Source organism: Paenibacillus sp. FSL R7-0163 (genome assembly GCF_037969975.1).
GTDB lineage: Bacteria > Bacillota > Bacilli > Paenibacillales > Paenibacillaceae > Paenibacillus_AQ > Paenibacillus_AQ odorifer.
The window spans coordinates 6,069,997-6,091,642 of sequence record NZ_CP150224.1 but is presented as its reverse complement, the minus strand read 5'-3'; the positions used below and the strand labels follow the sequence as shown (position 1 = coordinate 6,091,642).

At 46.7% G+C, this 21,646-nt stretch carries 16 protein-coding genes and 3 rRNA genes; all 19 read left to right on the top strand.

Features of this window, described 5'->3' with window-relative positions; translation table 11 throughout:
* The first annotated feature begins 3 nt into the window (after positions 1-3).
* The 19 genes from hslO to pdxS all read left to right on the top strand — a co-directional run bounded on the left by hslO (position 4) and on the right by pdxS (position 21,638).
* A complete protein-coding gene (gene hslO / locus NST45_RS26745; protein WP_036678742.1) occupies positions 4-888 on the top strand; it encodes an Hsp33 family molecular chaperone HslO in 885 nt (294 codons plus the stop codon).
* 9 nt (positions 889-897) lie between these two features.
* Entirely contained in the window at positions 898-1,842 is a 945-nt protein-coding gene (locus NST45_RS26740; RefSeq protein ID WP_081383712.1) for a peptidylprolyl isomerase, read from the top strand.
* 141 nt (positions 1,843-1,983) lie between these two features.
* Positions 1,984-2,922: a cysteine synthase A gene (gene cysK, locus NST45_RS26735; protein WP_036678737.1), complete on the top strand. Its 939-nt coding sequence runs from the start codon at positions 1,984-1,986 to the stop codon at positions 2,920-2,922.
* A gap of 405 nt (positions 2,923-3,327) precedes the next feature.
* The gene (locus NST45_RS26730) at positions 3,328-4,941 is read left to right on the top strand and encodes an anthranilate synthase component I family protein (RefSeq protein ID WP_076147579.1); all 1,614 of its coding nucleotides are present in this window, start codon (positions 3,328-3,330) and stop codon (positions 4,939-4,941) included.
* Complete coding sequence (pabA, locus tag NST45_RS26725) at positions 4,938-5,519, top strand: aminodeoxychorismate/anthranilate synthase component II (RefSeq protein WP_036678733.1); 582 nt, start codon at positions 4,938-4,940, stop codon at positions 5,517-5,519. The genes NST45_RS26730 and pabA overlap by 4 nt, the downstream gene beginning before the upstream one ends.
* Complete coding sequence (locus NST45_RS26720) at positions 5,516-6,397, top strand: aminotransferase class IV (protein WP_339824234.1); 882 nt, start codon at positions 5,516-5,518, stop codon at positions 6,395-6,397. The genes pabA and NST45_RS26720 overlap by 4 nt, the downstream gene beginning before the upstream one ends.
* Positions 6,394-7,251: a dihydropteroate synthase gene (gene folP, locus NST45_RS26715; RefSeq protein WP_076142181.1), complete on the top strand. Its 858-nt coding sequence runs from the start codon at positions 6,394-6,396 to the stop codon at positions 7,249-7,251. Before NST45_RS26720 ends, folP begins: the two co-directional genes overlap by 4 nt.
* Positions 7,252-7,281: 30 nt before the next feature.
* Entirely contained in the window at positions 7,282-7,644 is a 363-nt protein-coding gene (gene folB / locus NST45_RS26710) for a dihydroneopterin aldolase (protein ID WP_036678726.1), read from the top strand.
* Positions 7,645-7,655: 11 nt separating this feature from the next.
* Positions 7,656-8,207, top strand: a complete 552-nt coding sequence (gene folK, locus NST45_RS26705) for a 2-amino-4-hydroxy-6-hydroxymethyldihydropteridine diphosphokinase (protein ID WP_036678725.1) — start codon at positions 7,656-7,658, stop codon at positions 8,205-8,207.
* Positions 8,159-8,368: a helix-turn-helix transcriptional regulator gene (locus NST45_RS26700; RefSeq protein ID WP_076099929.1), complete on the top strand. Its 210-nt coding sequence runs from the start codon at positions 8,159-8,161 to the stop codon at positions 8,366-8,368. The genes folK and NST45_RS26700 overlap by 49 nt, the downstream gene beginning before the upstream one ends.
* Before the next feature lie 33 nt (positions 8,369-8,401).
* Positions 8,402-9,418 (top strand): tRNA dihydrouridine synthase DusB, encoded by a 1,017-nt coding sequence (gene dusB / locus NST45_RS26695; RefSeq protein ID WP_036678722.1) that lies wholly within the window; start codon positions 8,402-8,404, stop codon positions 9,416-9,418.
* Positions 9,419-9,619: 201 nt separating this feature from the next.
* Positions 9,620-10,099, top strand: coding sequence for a transcription elongation factor GreA (gene greA, locus NST45_RS26690; protein ID WP_036678719.1), 480 nt, complete (start codon positions 9,620-9,622; stop codon positions 10,097-10,099).
* A gap of 248 nt (positions 10,100-10,347) precedes the next feature.
* The gene (gene lysS / locus NST45_RS26685; protein WP_038573979.1) at positions 10,348-11,865 is read left to right on the top strand and encodes a lysine--tRNA ligase; all 1,518 of its coding nucleotides are present in this window, start codon (positions 10,348-10,350) and stop codon (positions 11,863-11,865) included.
* A 406-nt stretch (positions 11,866-12,271) separates the two neighbouring features.
* A 16S ribosomal RNA gene (locus NST45_RS26680) occupies positions 12,272-13,829 on the top strand.
* Between the two features lie 232 nt (positions 13,830-14,061).
* A 23S ribosomal RNA gene (locus NST45_RS26675) occupies positions 14,062-16,988 on the top strand.
* A gap of 129 nt (positions 16,989-17,117) precedes the next feature.
* A 5S ribosomal RNA gene (gene rrf, locus NST45_RS26670) occupies positions 17,118-17,234 on the top strand.
* The 16S, 23S and 5S rRNA genes sit together here, the layout of an rRNA operon.
* Positions 17,235-17,666: 432 nt before the next feature.
* Entirely contained in the window at positions 17,667-19,124 is a 1,458-nt protein-coding gene (gene guaB, locus NST45_RS26665) for an IMP dehydrogenase (protein ID WP_036679982.1), read from the top strand.
* Between the two features lie 125 nt (positions 19,125-19,249).
* Positions 19,250-20,644 carry a D-alanyl-D-alanine carboxypeptidase family protein gene (locus NST45_RS26660; RefSeq protein WP_036679981.1) on the top strand — a complete coding sequence of 465 codons (1,395 nt, stop codon included), beginning with the start codon at positions 19,250-19,252 and terminating at the stop codon, positions 20,642-20,644.
* A 112-nt stretch (positions 20,645-20,756) separates the two neighbouring features.
* Complete coding sequence (pdxS, locus tag NST45_RS26655) at positions 20,757-21,638, top strand: pyridoxal 5'-phosphate synthase lyase subunit PdxS (protein ID WP_076148021.1); 882 nt, start codon at positions 20,757-20,759, stop codon at positions 21,636-21,638.
* Positions 21,639-21,646 lie beyond the last annotated feature (8 nt).

Here is a 21,646-nt window from a genome sequence, read left to right as displayed (position 1 = left end):
CCAATGGAAAAAAAGAAGGATCGACTAATCCGCGGCACGGCTCTTAATGGTAAAGTGAGAGCGTTTGCTGTCCGCACAACTGAATTGGTTGAAGAACTGAGACGCAGACACGATACGTATCCAACGGCTACAGCCGCAATGGGACGTACAGTTACCGCTGCAGCCATGATGGGCGCTATGCTCAAGGGTAGTGAGAAGCTGAGTATTATGGTTAAAGGGAATGGACCGATCGGACAAATCGTTGCAGAATCCAATGCATTGGGAGAAGTGCGTGGTTATGTGCATAATCCACACATTCATTTACCGAGCAATAGTATGGGGAAACTGGATGTAGCTGGAGCGGTGGGAACTGAAGGGTTCATTGATGTTATAAAAGATTTAGGCATGAAAGAGCCGTACCGAGGTAGTATTCCTATTATCTCCGGGGAGCTTGGCGATGATTTTACTTATTATTTTGCGGTTTCTGAGCAAACTCCAGCTGCGGTTGGCCTAGGTGTATTGGTAGATACCGATGAGTCGGTAATTGTGGCTGGAGGGTTTATTGTTCAACTTCTTCCTGGTCTGACAGATGCGGAGATTACTGAGATTGAAAAAGCTGTAGGGGCGATGCCTTCTGTAACAGCACTTCTCGATCAGGGGCTGGAGCCAGAAGAAATGCTGCGCTACCTTTTGCCGGATGCAGTGGTTATGGATGAACTGGATATTAACTTTGCTTGTCAGTGTTCGCGTGAGCGGGTAGAGCAGACATTGGTTAGCTTAGGGCGGGATGAACTGGAGAGATTAATTGCAGAAGATGAACAGGCTGAAGTCGTATGCCATTTTTGCAATGAGGCTTATGTTTTCAATAAGGACGATTTACAGGTCATTTTAGAACAAGCGAATTCGTAGGGCATTGGGATGATGACGAGACAGGAACGTGCACTTCGCAATACGGTTATTATTCTAGCTGTTGCAACTTTAATGCTCGGGGGTCTATTATTCTGGAGTTTGCGCGCCATGGCCCTACTTAAAGGAGATACAACAGACAATGAATCACCGGATGTAGCGACTGCAGGCGGACAACCGATAACGGATCAGCAGTGGATGGATGAGCTCAAAAAAAAGCATGGAGAAGAAGTGTTAATCAGTATGCTTAACCATATTGTCGTGGACATGGAAGCTAAGGCTTTAGGAATTACCGTGACAGACGATGAGGTTAAGCAGGAACTGGCACGCACTATAGTTGGATACGAATCAGAAGCGCAATATTATGCTCAAATGCAATCTCAGCTGGGATTATCTCGTCAGGAAGTGTTCGCAGAGACAGCTTATCGTCTGTCCTTACAAGCGATAGCCACGGTGGGCATTACAATCAGTGATGCCGATATAGATGCTTATTTAGAGCAAAATGCCGAGCGCTTCGTTCCAAAAAAGGAAATGCAGCTTTCTATGATCAAGGTTTCATCCTATGAGGAAGGTCAGCAGGTAATGGATCGCTTGGAACAGGGTGAGGATTTCGCTGATTTGGCTAGGGAAGTGTCTATTGATGAAGAGAGTCGGCAGCATGGAGGCAGTTTAGGCAAAGTAGAGGAAGACGACCCTTTTTGGCCAGAGGGAATGTTAAAGACTGCGGCTGGATTGGATGTGGGTGATATAGCCGGTCCGATCGAGACAGGGGAAGACTTCGCCATTATTCGCTTGGAGAGTATTCACTCTCCAGAAATGCCAGATCAGAAAGAAATTCGGGCGCTTGTACGTCAAGAGCTGGCTTTGGAGCAAGCCCCTCCCTTGCAGCAGGTGGAAAGCAATTTACGCAATAAATATGAGGTGTCAATAAATATTGACAACAGCCTGCAAGATTGATAATATGATATTAACGTAAACCCTACCATTTTAGTCGGAAATAACTGACGGTGGTCAACAATTTAAACTCCACACACAGAAGCATAAAGTCACAATTTACGTTCTTATATCGCATTTATCATTCTAAGGAGGTTTTTGCTCATGGCTAAAGTCGTTAACAACGTAACAGAATTGATCGGAGGTACTCCGCTCGTTCGTTTGAATCGTCTGGCACAGGAAGGCTCCGCAGATATTTATTTGAAATTGGAATATCAGAACCCGGGATCAAGCGTAAAAGACCGGATTGCAATCAGCATCGTGGAAGAAGCTGAGCGTGAAGGTCTACTGAAACCAGGAGGTACGATTGTAGAAGCTACTAGTGGTAACACTGGTATCGGCCTGGCACTTGTAGCTGCTGCTAAAGGTTATAAGGCAGTTATCGTAATGCCGGAAACAATGAGCTTGGAGCGCCGTAATCTCCTTCGCGCATATGGAGCGGAATTGGTGCTGACCCCAGGATCGGAAGGTATGAATGGTGCGGTTAAGAAAGCAGACGAAATTTTGAAAGAGAACCCAAGCTATTTCCCATCCGAGCAATTCAAGAATAAAGCGAACGTGAAGATTCACCGTGAGACTACTGGACCTGAAATCATTGACGCTATTGAATCCATCGGCGGTCCTTTGGATGCTTTTATTGCAGGTATCGGAACAGGCGGAACGATCACTGGTGCGGGTGAAGTGCTGAAAAGCCAATATCCTGATATTAAGATCTATGCTGTGGAGCCTGCTGCTTCCCCAATCTTGGCTGGAGGCAAACCAGGCCCTCACAAAATCCAAGGTATCGGAGCTAACTTCATCCCTGAGATTCTGAACCAAGATATCTATGATGAAATCATCCACGTTGAGAATGATGAAGCTTTCGAAACTGCACGTCGTGTAGCTAAAGAAGAAGGCGTCTTGTCTGGTATTTCTTCAGGTGCTGCTGTATTTGCCGCACTTAAAGTAGCCAAAGATTTAGGCCCTGGCAAAAAAGTAGTAGTCATTATCCCAAGTAACGGCGAACGTTACCTGAGCACACCACTTTACAATTTCGAAGCGTAATTGTTTGCAATAACGTAAATCTATAAGAGTCTTCATACCACTTTTTTGGTGGTGATGGAGACTCTTTTCGTTGATTTAAAAGGCATTAGGTACTGTGCATATATGGCAGGCTAGACGTGGTAATTTTATTATTGTTGAAAAAAGCTCTGGTTTTTGCAGAAAACGAAAAAATCATAATAATTTCCTATCGCTGAGGGCTTTTCAATAATGCCTTAAGTACAGTATACTGACAGGCAATATACTACTGATGATTGGACAAAACTAAGCAAATGCTTACGAAGCAAGTTTTATTGCGAAGTGATGTCTACGAAGTAATGGCTTCATAAAACTAAGCATATGCTTACGAAGCGAGTTTTGTCTCGAAGATTAAACTGTAAGATGATGCTAGACAAAACTTTTAGGAGGATGGCTTTGGAAATCATAACAACCTGGAACGAGTGGGAACAATGGGCTGCTGAAGACTGGAGCATGTTTCCCTTGATTATAAAATCCCCCCGGTGCACCAACGAATTACCCGCGTCCTGGGAGAAAGCCTGGGAGTTAGCTTCCCAGTATTCTGTAGTTTTAGAAAGTGGTAAGGGTGGCCGTTATACGTACTTGGGCTTGAACCCTGTTTCGATATTGAAGGGCAAGGAGGATAATGCGGAAGTATTTAGCTTCCCTACTGAATCTTTGGAATCAGCATCAGTGGACGAGGAGAGGATACCTGAGGCAACAACACTGCATGGACAACCGCTGGAGCTACTGCAGCAATGGATGTCGGATTTTACGTCGCCTAAGTTAAAGGATGAAGATGTTCCTCCTTTTTCTGGTGGATGTATTGGTTTCCTTGGTTATGATGTGGTTCGTTCTTTGGAACGATTGCCGTCTCTTGCCCAAGATGATCCTGGTTTTCCTGATTTTCTTTTTATGAGGTTTGACGAGGTATGGATCTATGATCACGAAGAGCATGTGCTTTATTGTGCTGTTCACGTTCCAGTTCCAGCAGACTGTGGGATGGAAGAGCTGCAAAATCTTTATCTTGGCAGTATAGAACAGGCTGGACAAATGGTAGAGCAGTGGCAGCTGATATCTTCAGCCGCAGGATTGGATGATGAGGCTGTGGGCAGCATTGAGGCCCTTACAGTTTCATCAGGAGAGTGGCCGGGCATGGCTTCGGCTTTCTCGCCTGAGAAGTTTCAGCAGGCAGTGCTGGACGTTCAGGAATACATCCGCCAAGGCGATGTCTTCCAAGTGAACCTCTCGCTGCGCCAGGAGGCGCAGCTGAAGTCCCCGCCGGAGGATGTTTACGAGTGGCTGCGCAAGCTCAACCCGTCCCCGTACATGGGGCTCTTGCGGTCGCCCGGCTTCGCGCTGTCCAGCGCTTCACCGGAGCTGCTCGTCAAGCTGCACGGGGACAAAGTGAGCGCCCGGCCAATCGCCGGCACCCGGCGCCGGGGACTCACTCCCGCGGAGGATGCCGCCATGGAGGCGGAGCTTCGCGGGAGCGAAAAAGAGATCGCCGAGCATATCATGCTTGTCGATCTGGAACGCAACGACATCGGGCGTGTCGCTGCATACGGTTCCGTCAGCGTGCCGGAGCTGATGACGGTGGAGCGCTACTCTCATGTGATGCATCTCGTTTCGCAGGTAGAGGGCCAGATTGCGCCGGATAAAGACGCGTATGCGGTTATCGCAGCTTTATTCCCCGGGGGGACTATTACAGGGGCTCCCAAGGTAAGGACAATGGAGATTATTGAAGAATTGGAGCCGGTTCGACGTGGACCCTATACAGGATCGATGGGTTTTATTGACTATAACGGCAATATGGAATTAAATATTATTATAAGAACGCTGGCTGTAAAAGACGGGGTCGGATATATTCAGACAGGTGCCGGCATAGTGATCGATTCCGATCCCTACCGTGAATACCGTGAATGCCATAATAAAGCCAAAGCGGTAGTGAAGGCAGTACTCTGTAGTGAACTGCAGCAGGAATTGCCAGCTACCAGCGGAGCCGAAGGGGGAGTAGCACTGTGATCTTGGTCATCGATAATTATGATTCCTTTACGTATAACCTCGTACAGTATTTAGGTGAGCTTGGGGAAGAGGTTAAAGTGCACCGCAATGATGAAATTACCATCGAAGAGATTGAAAAGCTGGCACCTGACCATATTCTAATTTCACCAGGCCCATGTACGCCAAATGAAGCGGGAATTAGTCTGGAATTGTTGCATCATTTCAAGGGGATCATTCCGATCTTCGGCGTATGCCTTGGACATCAAGCGATTGGACAAGCATTTGGTGGCAATGTCATCCGTGCTGAGCGTTTGATGCATGGGAAGACATCGCCTATTTACCATAACGGGACCTCAGTTTTTGAAGGTCTGGAGTCTCCATTTACAGCTACCCGATATCATTCACTGATTGTAGAGCGGGAGAGTCTCCCAGATTGCTTGGAGATTACGGCTGAGACTGAAGAAGGGGAGATTATGGCATTGCGCCATAAAGAATACCCTATTGAAGGTGTGCAGTTCCACCCGGAATCTATTATTACGGATCATGGTCATACGATGCTGCGTAATTTCTTGAAACGGAGAGCCGGAGAAACGGCATGAAATATATAGGATTTAACAATGGTGTCATTGACGCCCGAGAAACCGTGGTTTCTGCCTTGGATCACGGCTTTTTGTACGGCATTGGCTTGTTCGAAACCTTTAGGACCTATGGGGGAGTTCCCTTTTTGCTGGAGCGTCATTTGAAGCGTATGGCAGAGGGTTGCAAGGCACTGGGCATTCCATTTGAAGCAGAAGCGGCACATCTACTTGACTGGATTAAGCGCGTTATGGACAAAAATGAATTAAAAGAAGCTTATATACGCTATACCGTAACAGCCGGTGAGGATGTTCTCGGATTACCTGCTGGTGATTATCAAAAGCCTAATCATTTGTTGTACATCAAAGCGCTGCCGAAAGTACCAGATAAACTCTATAGTGAAGGCAAAGAGCTGCAGCTGTTGTCCTTGCGGCGTAATACTCCTGAGGGAACAGTGCGATTCAAGTCGCTGCATTATATGAATAACATTCTGGCTAAGCGAGAGCTTAGAGGGTATGCTTCTGCGGCAAATGGTGCTGAAGGACTAATGCTGACGGCAGAAGAATTTATTGCCGAGGGCATTGTCAGCAACATCTTTTTTGTAAAAAACAACAGGCTCTATACCCCAGATCTTACAACAGGGATACTTCCGGGAATTACCCGGGAAATGGTAATGGAGCTGGCTCTTAGTGCAGGCCTTAGTGTTGAAGAAGGAACATATCACTGGGAGCAGTTTAAAGCTGCTGATGAAGTGTTTCTTACCAATTCCGTACAAGAAATCGTTCCTGTTACTGGGGTGTGGCACGGAGATGCAAGATTTACTATAGGTACTGGCCAGTGTGGAACAATTACTGCTGGCTTGATTTCATTATATAGAGATAGGACGGCGATTTCGAAATGAGACCAGTCCTCTTTAAGCGGACATACCGTTGTGGAAATACAGACTTGGAGTTAGGAAATCGAACATTGATTATGGGCATCCTTAATGTGACCCCGGATTCTTTTTCGGATGGAGGACTTTGGGATCATCCGGACAAAGCAGTTGAGCATGCGCTGCGTATGGCTGCAGAGGGTGCTGATATTATTGATATCGGCGGTGAATCTACTCGTCCTGGTCATCAACCGGTGGGACTTGAAGAGGAGTTAGCCCGTGTATTGCCTGTGATCGAGAGTATTCATAAGGCGGCACCTCACCTTCCGTTATCTATCGATACCTATAAAGCTGAAGTAGCCCGCCAAGCTATAGCTGCGGGTGCCCATATCATTAATGACATATGGGGTTGTAAGGCCGATCCGGAAATGGCGGCAGTGGCCGCTGCTGCTGACTGTCCTATTATTTTGATGCATAACCGGCAGGACCGTAATTATACGAATCTGAGTGCGGATATGTCGGCTGACCTTAAGGAAAGTATTGATCTTGCGGTAGCCGCAGGCGTTAAGCCGGCCAATATCATATTGGATCCAGGTATCGGCTTTGCTAAGGATTATAATGAAAACCTGCAGGCAATGACGCTTTTAGACGGGTTGACTGAGTTAGGTTATCCGTTGTTACTGGCGACTTCCCGCAAAAAATTCATCCGCACGGTACTTGATTTGCCGTCTGATGATGTTGTGGAAGGCACCGCAGCTACAGTAGCTTTTGGGATAGCTCAGGGTTGCCAGATCGTACGTGTACATGATGTATCTCTGATTAAACGAACGGTTAAGATGTGTGATGCGATGTTGTATGCTGCACCTCCATTGGTGCGTGAATAGCTATATTTTACGAAAAAGGGCGGATTAATCATGGATAAAATGACAATGCATCGCATGGAATATTACGGATACCACGGTGTATTTGAGGAAGAACGTAAGCTGGGACAACGTTTTTACATTGATTTAGAGCTGGAGCTTGATTTGCAGGGTGCGGGCTTGAATGATGATTTGAGTCAAACCGTGAATTATGCTGAAGTTCATGAATTAGTCAAAAACATTGTCGAAATAAAGTCTTTTAAGTTGATCGAAGCTTTGGCAGAATATATTGCATCCTCCGTACTGGACACTTATACTGTTATCAATGCAGTAACGGTTAAGGTAACTAAACCCCATCCGCCTTTCGACATTCATTTTCAGGGAGTGACTGTAGAGCTGCGCAGAACTAGAAAGTGAGAACAAGGTCCATGAATATACATTCCACCTCTGAAGAATCAGAGGCTTATATTGCTTTAGGGGCTAATTTGGGTGACCGCGAGGGCACACTGTCAGAGGCTTTGAACAGACTGGACGCTCATGATGAAATATCTGTGGTCCGCTGCTCCAAAGTTTACGAGACAGAGCCAGTAGGTTATTTAGATCAGCCGCAGTTTCTCAATATGGCAGCAGCTTTGCGAACGACACTTGCGCCCGAGTCCTTGCTGGAAGTGATGTTGGGGATTGAAACGCAGTTGGGTCGTATCCGGGATATCCGCTATGGACCGAGAACGGTAGATTTGGATTTGTTGTGGGTTGAGGGTCAGGTGCTCGATACACCACATTTAACGTTACCGCATCCACGCATGTTAGAGCGTGCTTTTGTATTGTTTCCGCTCAGTGACATCGTTCCACAGAATGAACAATCTTCCGGACTTCGCAAGCTGATTACAGCAGCGCTTCAAGACATAGACGGGAAGGAAGGAATTCGGTTGTGGACAACAAGCGTTTGGGACGGAGGGTCAGGGCATTCCGTAAGCTAAAAGGGTATACTCAACAGGATCTTGCGGATCTTGCCGGAATTTCCTTGGCTGTGCTTGGTGCAGTCGAGAGGGGTAACAGACGATTAGAAGATCAAATTTTAGATAAAATTGCGAATGTTCTAGGGGTTACAACAGAAGAGCTTGTGGATCCCAACTCATAATTTCCAAGAATTAAAAGGCAGGAAGTGATACGAATGCTGAAGATTGGCGATATCGAGATGAAAAATCAGGTTGTTCTGGCACCTATGGCTGGCGTGTGCAATCCGGCTTTTCGTCTGATCGCTAAGGAATTTGGTACAGGTCTGGTCTGTGCGGAAATGGTAAGCGATAAGGCCATTATTCACGGAAATACACGTACTCGCGAAATGTTGTTTGTAGATGAACGGGAGAAACCGCTTAGTTTGCAGATTTTTGGCGGGGATAGAGAATCACTGGTGCAAGCAGCAAAAGTGGTTGATAAAGAAACCAATGCTGATATTATCGATATCAATATGGGATGCCCAGTGCCTAAAGTAACTAAATGTGATGCGGGAGCCCGCTGGCTTTTGAATCCCGACAAAATCTATGAAATGGTCTCTGCGGTTGTCGATGTTGTCGATAAACCCGTAACCGTGAAAATGCGGATTGGCTGGGATAGCGAGCATATTTTTGTCGAAGATAATGCGCGTGCGGTTGAACGTGCCGGGGGTAAGGCTGTCAGCGTACACGGTCGTACCCGGGAGCAGCTTTACACAGGCCATGCGGACTGGAACTATATCAAGATGGCAAAAGAAGCAGTTTCTATTCCTGTTATTGGCAACGGGGATGTTAATACACCTGAAGATGCTCGGGCTATGTTGGATCAGACTGGCTGCGATGGCGTAATGATCGGGCGTGGAGCACTCGGCAATCCTTGGATGTTGTATCGTACGATTCAATATTTGAGCACCGGCGAGCTTATGCCTGAACCTGGCTTGGATGAGAAGATTAAGGTTGCTATTCTTCATATGGATCGACTGGTAGCTCTTAAGGGAGAAGCTGTAGCTGTCCGTGAGATGCGTAAGCATATGGCCTGGTACTTAAAAGGCTTGAAGGCTGCCGCTAGAGTGAAGGATGTTCTCATGACAGAAACAAAACGCGATGGAATGGTGAGGATATTGAATGATTTTGTCGTTCAATTAAAGCATGAAGAAGAGAGCAAGGGCATTGAAATGTCTTCTTCTGCTGTATAATCACCTTTTTTCTGCTGATATTTGAACACATCTGACTTTATATGTGGTGTCATTGACATTTTGTAGCGGTTCCAATATAATTTCACAGTATAAAATCGCCGTTACAGTAAGAGCAATGCAGCAGGGAGGGTTCTTATCCTTCTAGATTAGCATATAGTATGGTGTTTTCAATAATTGTATACGACAGGAGAATCGGTTGAGATGAGCGATAAAGAAGTCATCCTTACGCCGGACGGGCTAAAACGTCTGGAAGATGAGCTGGAGACCCTCAAATCCGTAAAACGCCGTGAGGTTGCTGAACGGATTAAGGTAGCGATTGGCTACGGAGATATCAGTGAGAACTCGGAGTATGAAGACGCGAAGAATGAGCAAGCTTTTATCGAAGGACGCGTTCTAACTTTGGAGAAGATGCTTCGCAACGCGCGTATCATCAATAGCGACGAGATCGTTACTGACGTAGTAAGTATTGGTGTTACTGTAAGTGTCGAGGATTTGGAATATGGGGACACTATGGAGTATACGATCGTAGGTACAGCAGAGTCTGATCCACTGAATAACAAGATTTCCAATGAAAGTCCGGTAGGCAAAGCTATTATCGGGAAAAAAATAGGTACGGTTGTTGATGTTTCTACACCTGCAGGAGTTATTCAATATAAAATTCTCGATATCAGAATGAAGTAATATACAGACCTTAATGTCTGTAAATAGATGTGCTGCCGTATGTATTAGTCATTTCACTGTACATAGGTAGATAAGGGAACATGTTTGGGAAAGCTTCCTTAGGGAAGCTTTTTTCAAATCATCCAGAAACGATAGGTAAAACAAACTGCTTATATTTTGAGCTGGAACGGGACTGTCCTCTAACTATGGAGACGGAGCCGTTTCTTCTTGTGTATATGATATTACTGAGTTATAAGGGGATGAATCGCATGACCGAGGAAATGAACAATGTGGACAATGCAGAGAACGAACTTAGTGAGCTTTTGCAGATCCGCCGTGCCAAACTGGACGAGCTAAGAGGACTTGGTATTGATCCTTTTGGCAAAAAATACGAGCGCACAGCTAACGCTGGCGATATCGTAGCTAAGTATGATGGACTTTCCAAAGAGGAATTGGACGAGCTTTCTGTTGAAGTGAGCATTGCTGGACGTATTATGGCAAAACGCGTTATGGGTAAAGCCAGCTTTGCGCATATCCAGGACCTTAGTGGAAGAATTCAGCTTTATGTTCGTCAAGACAGCATTCCTGAAACTCAATACGCGGCGTTTAATGTTCTCGATCTGGGAGATATTATTGGCGTTCGTGGAACAGTATTCAAAACCAAAACAGGCGAGACCTCCATCAAAGTGCATAATCTCGAAGTCTTGTCCAAATCCCTGCTGCCACTTCCTGAGAAATATCATGGTCTTAAAGATGTAGAACTGCGTTATCGCCAGCGCTATGTTGATTTGATTATTAATCCGGAAGTTCAACAGACCTTTATTGCCCGTTCAAGAATTATTCAATCGATGCGTCGCTATTTGGATTCACTTGGTTATCTTGAAGTTGAAACACCTACACTTCATACGATCGCCGGCGGAGCAGCTGCGCGTCCGTTTATTACTTACCACAACACACTTGAAATGCAGCTGTATATGCGGATTGCTATCGAGCTTCACTTGAAACGCCTTATTGTTGGCGGTTTGGAAAAAGTGTACGAAATCGGCCGTGTATACCGTAACGAGGGAATGTCGACTCGTCATAATCCAGAGTTTACTATGATTGAGTTGTACGAAGCATATGCTGACTACAAGGACATCATGAATCTCACGGAGAATATGATTGCACATATTGCCCAAGAGGTATTAGGTACACAACTGCTGGATTACCAAGGCAAAGAGGTAAATCTGTCTCCAGGATGGCGTCGTGTAACTATGGTTGATGCTGTTAAAGAAGTAACCGGTGTTGATTTCAGTGTTCACATGACAGATGACGAAGCACAAGCTTTGGCAAAAGAACATCGTGTGCCTGTTGAGAAACATATGACGTTCGGTCATATCCTTAACGCTTTCTTCGAGCAATTTGTAGAGGAAACTCTAATTCAGCCAACCTTTGTAATGGGACACCCTGTTGAAATTTCACCACTTGCGAAGAAAAACGATGAGGATCCACGCTTTACCGATCGTTTTGAGCTGTTTATTGTGGGTCGTGAGCACGCTAATGCATTTAGTGAATTGAATGATCCGATTGACCAACGTCAACGCTTTGAGGCACAGATCCAGGAGAAAGAGCAAGGTAATGACGAAGCTCATGAGATGGACGATGATTTCATCCGCGCCCTGGAATATGGTATGCCACCTACTGGCGGACTGGGAATCGGCGTAGACCGTCTGATCATGCTGCTTACCAATTCTGCATCGATTCGCGATGTATTGCTGTTTCCACATATGCGTAACCGTACTGAATAGTATCTATACAACACAGGGCTTAAGGGAGCTGTCTAAGGACAGTTCTCTTGGCTACTGTTGATTAGAAGCGGTGCTTTCACTTCATTGCTCCTATAGAATGTAGAGATTTAATATTAGTTTCAAAAAAACTCTTGCAATGAATCTCTATACATGATATATTCTAAGTCCGGCCAAGAAATACACATGCCGAGCTCGAAAATGAAGTTAAAAAAAGAGCTTGACATTAAATAGCCGAACATGATATAGTATAAGAGTTGCTGCTGAGACATTAAACGGCGCCAACGAGAACTTGATCTTTGAAAACTGAACAACGAGTGAGTAGGAAATCACGCAAGTGAAATCCAAAATTAGAGAATTAATTTTCTCGTCAGATGTTTCAAAATGAGCATATCGCTCTTTTCAATACTAATTGGAGAGTTTGATCCTGGCTCAGGACGAACGCTGGCGGCGTGCCTAATACATGCAAGTCGAGCGGAGTTATTTTGAAAGCTTGCTTTCAAAATAACTTAGCGGCGGACGGGTGAGTAACACGTAGGCAACCTGCCCTTCAGACTGGGATAACTACCGGAAACGGTAGCTAATACCGGATAATTTCTTTTTTCTCCTGAGAGAAGAATGAAAGACGGAGCAATCTGTCACTGAGGGATGGGCCTGCGGCGCATTAGCTAGTTGGTGGGGTAACGGCCCACCAAGGCGACGATGCGTAGCCGACCTGAGAGGGTGAACGGCCACACTGGGACTGAGACACGGCCCAGACTCCTACGGGAGGCAGCAGTAGGGAATCTTCCGCAATGGGCGAAAGCCTGACGGAGCAACGCCGCGTGAGTGATGAAGGTTTTCGGATCGTAAAGCTCTGTTGCCAGGGAAGAACGTCCGGTAGAGTAACTGCTATCGGAGTGACGGTACCTGAGAAGAAAGCCCCGGCTAACTACGTGCCAGCAGCCGCGGTAATACGTAGGGGGCAAGCGTTGTCCGGAATTATTGGGCGTAAAGCGCGCGCAGGCGGCTATTTAAGTCTGGTGTTTAAACCTTGGGCTCAACCTGAGGTCGCACTGGAAACTGGGTGGCTTGAGTACAGAAGAGGAAAGTGGAATTCCACGTGTAGCGGTGAAATGCGTAGATATGTGGAGGAACACCAGTGGCGAAGGCGACTTTCTGGGCTGTAACTGACGCTGAGGCGCGAAAGCGTGGGGAGCAAACAGGATTAGATACCCTGGTAGTCCACGCCGTAAACGATGAGTGCTAGGTGTTAGGGGTTTCGATACCCTTGGTGCCGAAGTTAACACAGTAAGCACTCCGCCTGGGGAGTACGGTCGCAAGACTGAAACTCAAAGGAATTGACGGGGACCCGCACAAGCAGTGGAGTATGTGGTTTAATTCGAAGCAACGCGAAGAACCTTACCAGGTCTTGACATCCCTCTGAATCTGCTAGAGATAGCAGCGGCCTTCGGGACAGAGGAGACAGGTGGTGCATGGTTGTCGTCAGCTCGTGTCGTGAGATGTTGGGTTAAGTCCCGCAACGAGCGCAACCCTTAACTTTAGTTGCCAGCAGGTTAAGCTGGGCACTCTAGAGTGACTGCCGGTGACAAACCGGAGGAAGGTGGGGATGACGTCAAATCATCATGCCCCTTATGACCTGGGCTACACACGTACTACAATGGCCGGTACAACGGGAAGCGAAGCCGCGAGGTGGAGCCAATCCCATCAAAGCCGGTCTCAGTTCGGATTGCAGGCTGCAACTCGCCTGCATGAAGTCGGAATTGCTAGTAATCGCGGATCAGCATGCCGCGGTGAATACGTTCCCGGGTCTTGTACACACCGCCCGTCACACCACGAGAGTTTACAACACCCGAAGTCGGTGGGGTAACCCGCAAGGGAGCCAGCCGCCGAAGGTGGGGTAGATGATTGGGGTGAAGTCGTAACAAGGTAGCCGTATCGGAAGGTGCGGCTGGATCACCTCCTTTCTATGGAGAATCGTCTTCTGCAATGAAGACATTCAAATCGGAAGCTCAGCTTCCAAAACTCAGGTTTAGGCCTGTTACTCACTCGTTGCTCAGTTTTGAGAGTTTAAGCTCTCAAATAAGACTTGATCCTTGAAAACTGGATACCGAAACGAATTTGCGTTTTAGAACATCTTTTAGCAACTTGTGTAAACAAGTAAATGTTATTAGTGAGATTTTCCTACGGAAAAATCAAGGTTAAGCTAATAAGAGCACACGGAGGATGCCTAGGCGCCAGGAGCCGACGAAGGACGTGGCGAACAACGAAACTGCCTCGGGGAGCTGTAAGCAAGCTTTGATCCGGGGGTGTCCGAATGGGGAAACCCAGCTGTGGTAATTCGCAGTTACTCATACCTGAATACATAGGGTGTGTAGAGGCAGACCAGGGGAACTGAAACATCTAAGTACCCTGAGGAAGAGAAAACAATAGTGATTCCGTCAGTAGCGGCGAGCGAACGCGGAACAGCCTAAACCTAAGAGCTTGCTCTTAGGGGTTGTGGGACGTCTCACATGGAGTTACAAAGGAATATGGTAGGTGAAGAGGTCTGGAAAGGCCCGCGATAGAGGTAAAAGCCCTGTAACCTAAACTGTGTTCTCTCCGAGACGGATCCCGAGTAGTGCGGGGCACGTGAAACCCCGTATGAATCCAGCAGGACCATCTGCTAAGGCTAAATACTACCTGGCGACCGATAGTGAAACAGTACCGTGAGGGAAAGGTGAAAAGCACCCCGGAAGGGGAGTGAAATAGAACCTGAAACCGTGTGCTTACAAAAAGTCAGAGCCCGATCTATGGGTGATGGCGTGCCTTTTGTAGAATGAACCGGCGAGTTACGTTTAACATGCAAGGTTAAGCCGAGAAGGTGGAGCCGCAGCGAAAGCGAGTCTGAATAGGGCGATTGAGTATGTGGACGTAGACCCGAAACCGTGTGATCTACCCCTGTCCAGGGTGAAGGTGCGGTAACACGCACTGGAGGCCCGAACCCACGTACGTTGAAAAGTGCGGGGATGAGGTGGGGGTAGCGGAGAAATTCCAATCGAACTCGGAGATAGCTGGTTCTCCCCGAAATAGCTTTAGGGCTAGCCTCGGTATAAGAGTAGTGGAGGTAGAGCACTGATTGGGTGCGGGGTCCGCAAGGATTACCAAGCTCAGTCAAACTCCGAATGCCATATACTTATTGCCGGGAGTCAGACAGTGAGTGCTAAGATCCATTGTCAAAAGGGAAACAGCCCAGACCATCAGCTAAGGTCCCCAAGTGTGTGTTAAGTGGGAAAGGATGTGGAGTTGCACAGACAACCAGGATGTTGGCTTAGAAGCAGCCACCATTGAAAGAGTGCGTAATAGCTCACTGGTCGAGTGACTCTGCGCCGAAAATGTAACGGGGCTAAACACACCACCGAAGCTATGGCTAGATACGTATGTATCTGGGGTAGGGGAGCGTTGTGTAGGGGTTGAAGGTGTACTGAAAAGAGCGCTGGACACTACACAAGTGAGAATGCCGGTATGAGTAACGAAAAGATCAGTGAGAATCTGATCCGCCGAAAGCCCAAGGTTTCCTGAGGAAGGCTCGTCCGCTCAGGGTAAGTCGGGACCTAAGGCGAGGCCGAAAGGCGTAGTCGAAGGACAACAGTTTGAAATTACTGTACCACCGTAATCCGCTATGAGCGATGGGGTGACGCAGGAGGGTAGTGACGCGGACTGATGGATGTCCGTCTAAGCAGTGAGGCTGATGTGTAGGCAAATCCGCACATCATTAAGGCTGGGCTGTGATGGGGAGCGAAAATTATAGTAGCGAAGGTCATGATCTCACACTGCCAAGAAAAGCCTCTAGCCAGGAGAAGGTGCCCGTACCGCAAACCGACACAGGTAGGCGAGAAGAGAATTCTAAGGCGCGCGGAAGAACTCTCGTTAAGGAACTCGGCAAAATGACCCCGTAACTTCGGGAGAAGGGGTGCCCCGGTAGTGTGAATAGCACGAGGGGGCCGCAGTGAAAAGGCCCAAGCGACTGTTTAGCAAAAACACAGGTCTGTGCGAAGCCGCAAGGCGAAGTATACGGGCTGACGCCTGCCCGGTGCTGGAAGGTTAAGGGGAGTGGTTAGGGGTAACCCGAAGCTATGAACCGAAGCCCCAGTAAACGGCGGCCGTAACTATAACGGTCCTAAGGTAGCGAAATTCCTTGTCAGGTAAATTCTGACCCGCACGAATGGCGTAACGACTTGGGCGCTGTCTCAACGAGAGATCCGGTGAAATTTTAATACCTGTGAAGATGCAGGTTACCCGCGACAAGACGGAAAGACCCCATGGAGCTTTACTGCAGCTTGATATTGAATTTGGGTACGATCTGTACAGGATAGGTGGGAGCCGTAGAAATCGGAGCGCAAGCTTCGGTGGAGGCGCCGTTGGGATACCACCCTGATCGTATCTAGGTTCTAACCTAGTACCCTTATCGGGTACGGGGACCGTGTCAGGCGGGCAGTTTGACTGGGGCGGTCGCCTCCTAAAGAGTAACGGAGGCGTTCCAAGGTTCCCTCAGAATGGTTGGAAATCATTCGCAGAGTGCAAAGGCATAAGGGAGCTTGACTGCGAGACCTACAAGTCGAGCAGGGACGAAAGTCGGACTTAGTGATCCGGTGGTACCGCATGGAAGGGCCATCGCTCAACGGATAAAAGCTACCCTGGGGATAACAGGCTTATCTCCCCCAAGAGTCCACATCGACGGGGAGGTTTGGCACCTCGATGTCGGCTCATCGCATCCTGGGGCTGAAGTAGGTCCCAAGGGTTGGGCTGTTCGCCCATTAAAGCGGTACGCGAGCTGGGTTCAGAACGTCGTGAGACAGTTCGGTCCCTATCTGTCGTGGGCGCAGGAAATTTGAGAGGAGCTGTCCTTAGTACGAGAGGACCGGGATGGACGTACCGCTGGTGCACCAGTTGTTCCGCCAGGAGCATGGCTGGGTAGCTACGTACGGACGGGATAAGCGCTGAAAGCATCTAAGCGTGAAGCCCCCCTCAAGATGAGATTTCCCAATTAGTAAGACCCCTTGAAGACGACGAGGTAGATAGGTTGGAGGTGGAAGTGCAGCAATGCATGGAGCTGACCAATACTAATCGGTCGAGGGCTTATCCTATACTTAGAATGCAGATTCGTTTCGGATTCAGTTTTCAGGCGATTAAGCCTGAAATACGCTTAGAAATTCATTGTCACTTCTAGTGATGAACCGAATTTCACGCGGCAGCGTCTGTTTCACAGACGCATGTTTGGTGGCGATAGCGGAGGGGTTCCACGCGTACCCATCCCGAACACGACCGTTAAGCCCTCCAGCGCCGATGGTACTTGGACCGAAGGGTCCTGGGAGAGTAGGACGTTGCCAAGCACACAAGACCACTGTTGGAGTAATCGACAGTGGTCTTTTTGTTATGTAAATAGAGAATTCATTAGGCTATATTTTGAAATACTATGATGGAGATAAGCGTGGGTAATAAGATGAGCAGAAATGCATTGTGGATTTTTTATACACTATATGTCCACTGAGCACGGACTAACGTCCAATAATTCGCTTACTCGGGGGCCGTTTTTTGAATACCTACTCTGATGATGTAATGTTCTTGACAGTCCAAATGCCCTTTGCTAAGATGGCAATAATATATTTTTGGATAAGCATCTCAAACCTTAATTGAAGATCTACACTTGTTCAGCCCCCAGATGTACAGAATTGTCTGTCGTGAATGGACTGGAGTCAAAGGTTCTTCTTTCATAAAGTTTGTAGGCGGGTATAATTTAAAACAACCGAGGAGGAATGACCCAGGTGTGGAAAGATAAGTTTGGTAAAGAAGGTCTAACTTTTGATGATGTGCTGCTGGTTCCGCGTAAATCTGAGGTACTGCCTAAAGAAGTGGATTTGACCACAGTTCTAAGTAAGAATGTGAAGTTGAATATTCCACTTATGAGTGCAGGTATGGACACAGTCACAGAAGCAGCCATGGCCATTGCAATTGCTCGTGAGGGTGGCATCGGGATTATACACAAGAATATGCCTGTAGAGCAGCAAGCGGAAGAAGTAGATCGTGTGAAGCGTTCCGAGAGCGGAGTTATTACGAATCCATTCTCACTTACGGCAGAACACATGGTATCTGATGCAGAGCTTTTAATGGGTAAATATCGCATTTCCGGAGTGCCGATTGTAGACAGTGACAATAAACTTGTCGGTATTCTAACTAATAGAGACTTACGCTTTATTCATGATTTCAATATTCAGATTAAAGAAGTTATGACACATGAGAATCTTGTAACAGCTGCTGTGGGTACAACCCTTCAGGAAGCAGAAGGTATCCTGCAACGTCATAAGATCGAGAAGCTTCCCCTTGTGGACGAGAATAATATTCTTAAGGGTCTCATCACCATTAAGGATATTGAAAAAGCTATTCAATTCCCTAACGGAGCCAAAGATGCACATGGCCGTCTACTTGTTGGAGCAGCTGTTGGTATCTCTAAAGACACGTTCGAACGTACTGCAGCATTAGTAAAAGCTGGTGTGGATCTGATCGTCGTCGATTCTGCACATGGTCACCACATTAATATTATTGAAGCGGTTCGCCAAATTCGTGAGTTGTATCCTGATCTTACGATTGTTGCTGGTAACGTAGCTACAGGCGAAGCAACCCGTGAACTTATTGAAGCTGGTGCATCTGTAGTTAAAGTAGGTATTGGACCAGGATCGATCTGTACAACACGCGTTATCGCTGGTATCGGCGTACCTCAGGTTACAGCCATTTATGATTGTGCGACAGTTGCTCGTGAGTATGGAATTCCTATTATCGCTGATGGCGGTATTAAGTATTCTGGGGAGATCACAAAGGCTATCGCAGCTGGTGCTCATGCTGTAATGATGGGAAGTATGTTTGCGGGTACAGAAGAAAGCCCAGGGGAATCTGAGCTCTATCAAGGCCGTAAATTTAAAGTATATCGTGGTATGGGCAGCATGAGTGCCATGAAACAAGGCAGTAAAGACCGTTATTTCCAAGATGATGATAAAAAGCTCGTTCCTGAAGGAATTGAGGGACGTATTGCTTTTAAAGGGCCTCTTTCTGACACTGTTCATCAATTGATCGGCGGATTGCGCTCAGGTATGGGCTATTGCGGTACGAAGTCATTGGAAGAACTGCGTAACGATACTTCTTTCATTCGCATCACAAGTGCTGGACTTCGTGAGAGCCACCCGCATGATGTGCAAATTACAAAAGAAGCACCAAACTATTCCGTATAATGGACTAACCGTATTATTTTTTGGACAGACAGGACTATTTCGTCCTGTCTGTCTTTTTTTGCGGGTACCCCTGTGTTAGAATAGAACAAGCTATTGATATGAGATTTAAAGGAGAGTCGTAATCATTGAAGCACAAACGAAAATTTAATGGTAAGCAAATTGTAATTAAGACAGCGACTGTAGGTCTGCTTTTAAATATGTTAATGAACCCAGTAATTCCAGCATTGGCTGAAGCGGGCAAAACTCCGGTTACAACCGAAGGTGCCGCAACTACTACTGAAACTGCACCCAAGACCAACGCAGTTAAGATCCCTTCTGTGGAATCTCTTAACTTGGAATTGAGTTCTGCTATTCTAATAGAACCAACTACAGGCCAAGTACTTATGGCTCTAAATCCAGATACACCACTCCCACCTGCGAGTATGACCAAGATGATGACTGAATATCTTGTATCTGATGCCGTGAAAAAAGGAGACATCTCTTGGGATCAGAAAGTTATCATTCAAGAGAATGCTTCCAAACAGGTCGGATCACGAATTTTTCTGGCAGCTGGAGATGAACATACGGTTAAAGAGCTATACATAGCGATGGCCGTAGGATCGGCGAATGATGCCACAGTTGCTTTGGCAGAATTGGTATCGGGTTCAGAAGAACAATTCGTAGAACTAATGAATCAGACTGCACAGAAGATGGGCATGAAAAATACCTATTTTATTAACTCAACTGGACTTGATCGGGCAGACATGCCGAAGAAATTCCGTCCTGATCTTGATAAAGAGACTGTAATGTCAGCTAGAGATGCAGCTACTCTTGCTAAATTTATAGTTACTGACCACCCGGACTTCACTGAATTTACAACGATTCAGTCTTATAAATTCCGTGATCGGGATACAGCGCCGATCATTAACTACAACTGGATGCTGGAAGCTAACAAAAGTATTCCCAACTTTAAGGCATATGCTTATCCAGGTCTAGATGGACTGAAGACTGGCCATACCACAAATGCAGGTAACTGCTTTACAGGTACTGCTGTGCGTGATGGAATGCGTCTAATCAGTGTTGTTATGGGTGCTAATTCAGAGGCACATCGATTCACAGAAACTAAAAAAGTGCTCGACTACGGGTTTAACAACTTTGAAATCAAACAGGTTGTAGCTCCGAAGGCCGTTATTGCTGGCACGGAAACAGTTCCGGTACTGAAAGGCAAGAATAAAGATGTTTCTATAGTTACTGATGAAGGAGTTTCTTTCATTGTTCCTAAGGGAACTGTTTCTCCTGAAGTTACTACAACTGTTGTAACAAATGACCCTGCTACTTTGGTTGCTCCTATAGCCCAATCCTCTAAAGTAGGTAAAGTTACCTATTCCTACAAGGCTGAAGGCATGCAAGCAGCACAGGAGAAAACAGTTAATCTGATCACTGTAGAGGAAGCTGAGAAAGCTGGCTGGTTCAAGTTGTTCCTTAGAGCGATTGGCGATTTCTTCGGTGATTTATTTTCAGGGATCAAGAACTTGTTCTAATGCAGTTCGGTGTCGAAATCAGCAGTAAATCCGAGTGAATGGGTTGTAGATTTCCCTTCATTGGGGTAAAATTACAAGTTAGATTAAGATAGATCATTCGGGGGGTTAGGACATGGAAACAGGTACATCGCGAGTTAAAAGAGGCATGGCAGAAATGCAAAAAGGCGGCGTCATTATGGACGTCATGAATGCAGAGCAAGCAAAAATTGCTGAGGCTGCTGGTGCAGTTGCTGTTATGGCTCTGGAACGCGTACCTTCTGACATTCGTGCAGCTGGCGGTGTAGCACGGATGGCCGATCCTACAATTGTAGAAGAGGTTCTCAAAGTGGTAAGTATCCCTGTTATGGCTAAGGCTCGTATCGGCCATTATGTAGAAGCGAAAGTTCTAGAATCTTTGGGTGTTGATTACTTGGATGAGAGTGAAGTTCTTACTCCTGCTGATGAAGTATTCCATATTGATAAACGTGAGTTTACCGTTCCTTTTGTATGTGGAGCGAAGGATCTGGGAGAAGCATTGAGACGTATTAACGAAGGTGCCTCCATGATCCGTACAAAAGGTGAACCAGGAACAGGCAACATTGTTGAGGCCGTGCGTCACATGCGCTTTATCAACAGTCAAATCCGTAAAGTAACGAATTTGTCCAAGGACGAGCTATATAATGAAGCAAAGAACCTGGGAGTTTCCTATGAGCTGTTGCTCGAAGTGCATGAGCTTGGCAAACTGCCGGTTGTTAACTTTGCCGCTGGGGGTGTAGCTACTCCTGCCGATGCTGCTCTTATGATGCATTTGGGTGCTGATGGTGTATTCGTAGGCTCGGGTATTTTTAAATCGGACAATCCTGAGAAATTTGCGCGTGCGATTGTTGAAGCTACTACACACTATACTGATTACAAACTGATTGCTGAAGTATCCAAGAACCTTGGTGCACCAATGAAGGGGATTGATATTGCAACTCTCACCCCGGCTGAACGTATGTCGGAGCGTGGCCGTTAATAGAGAGA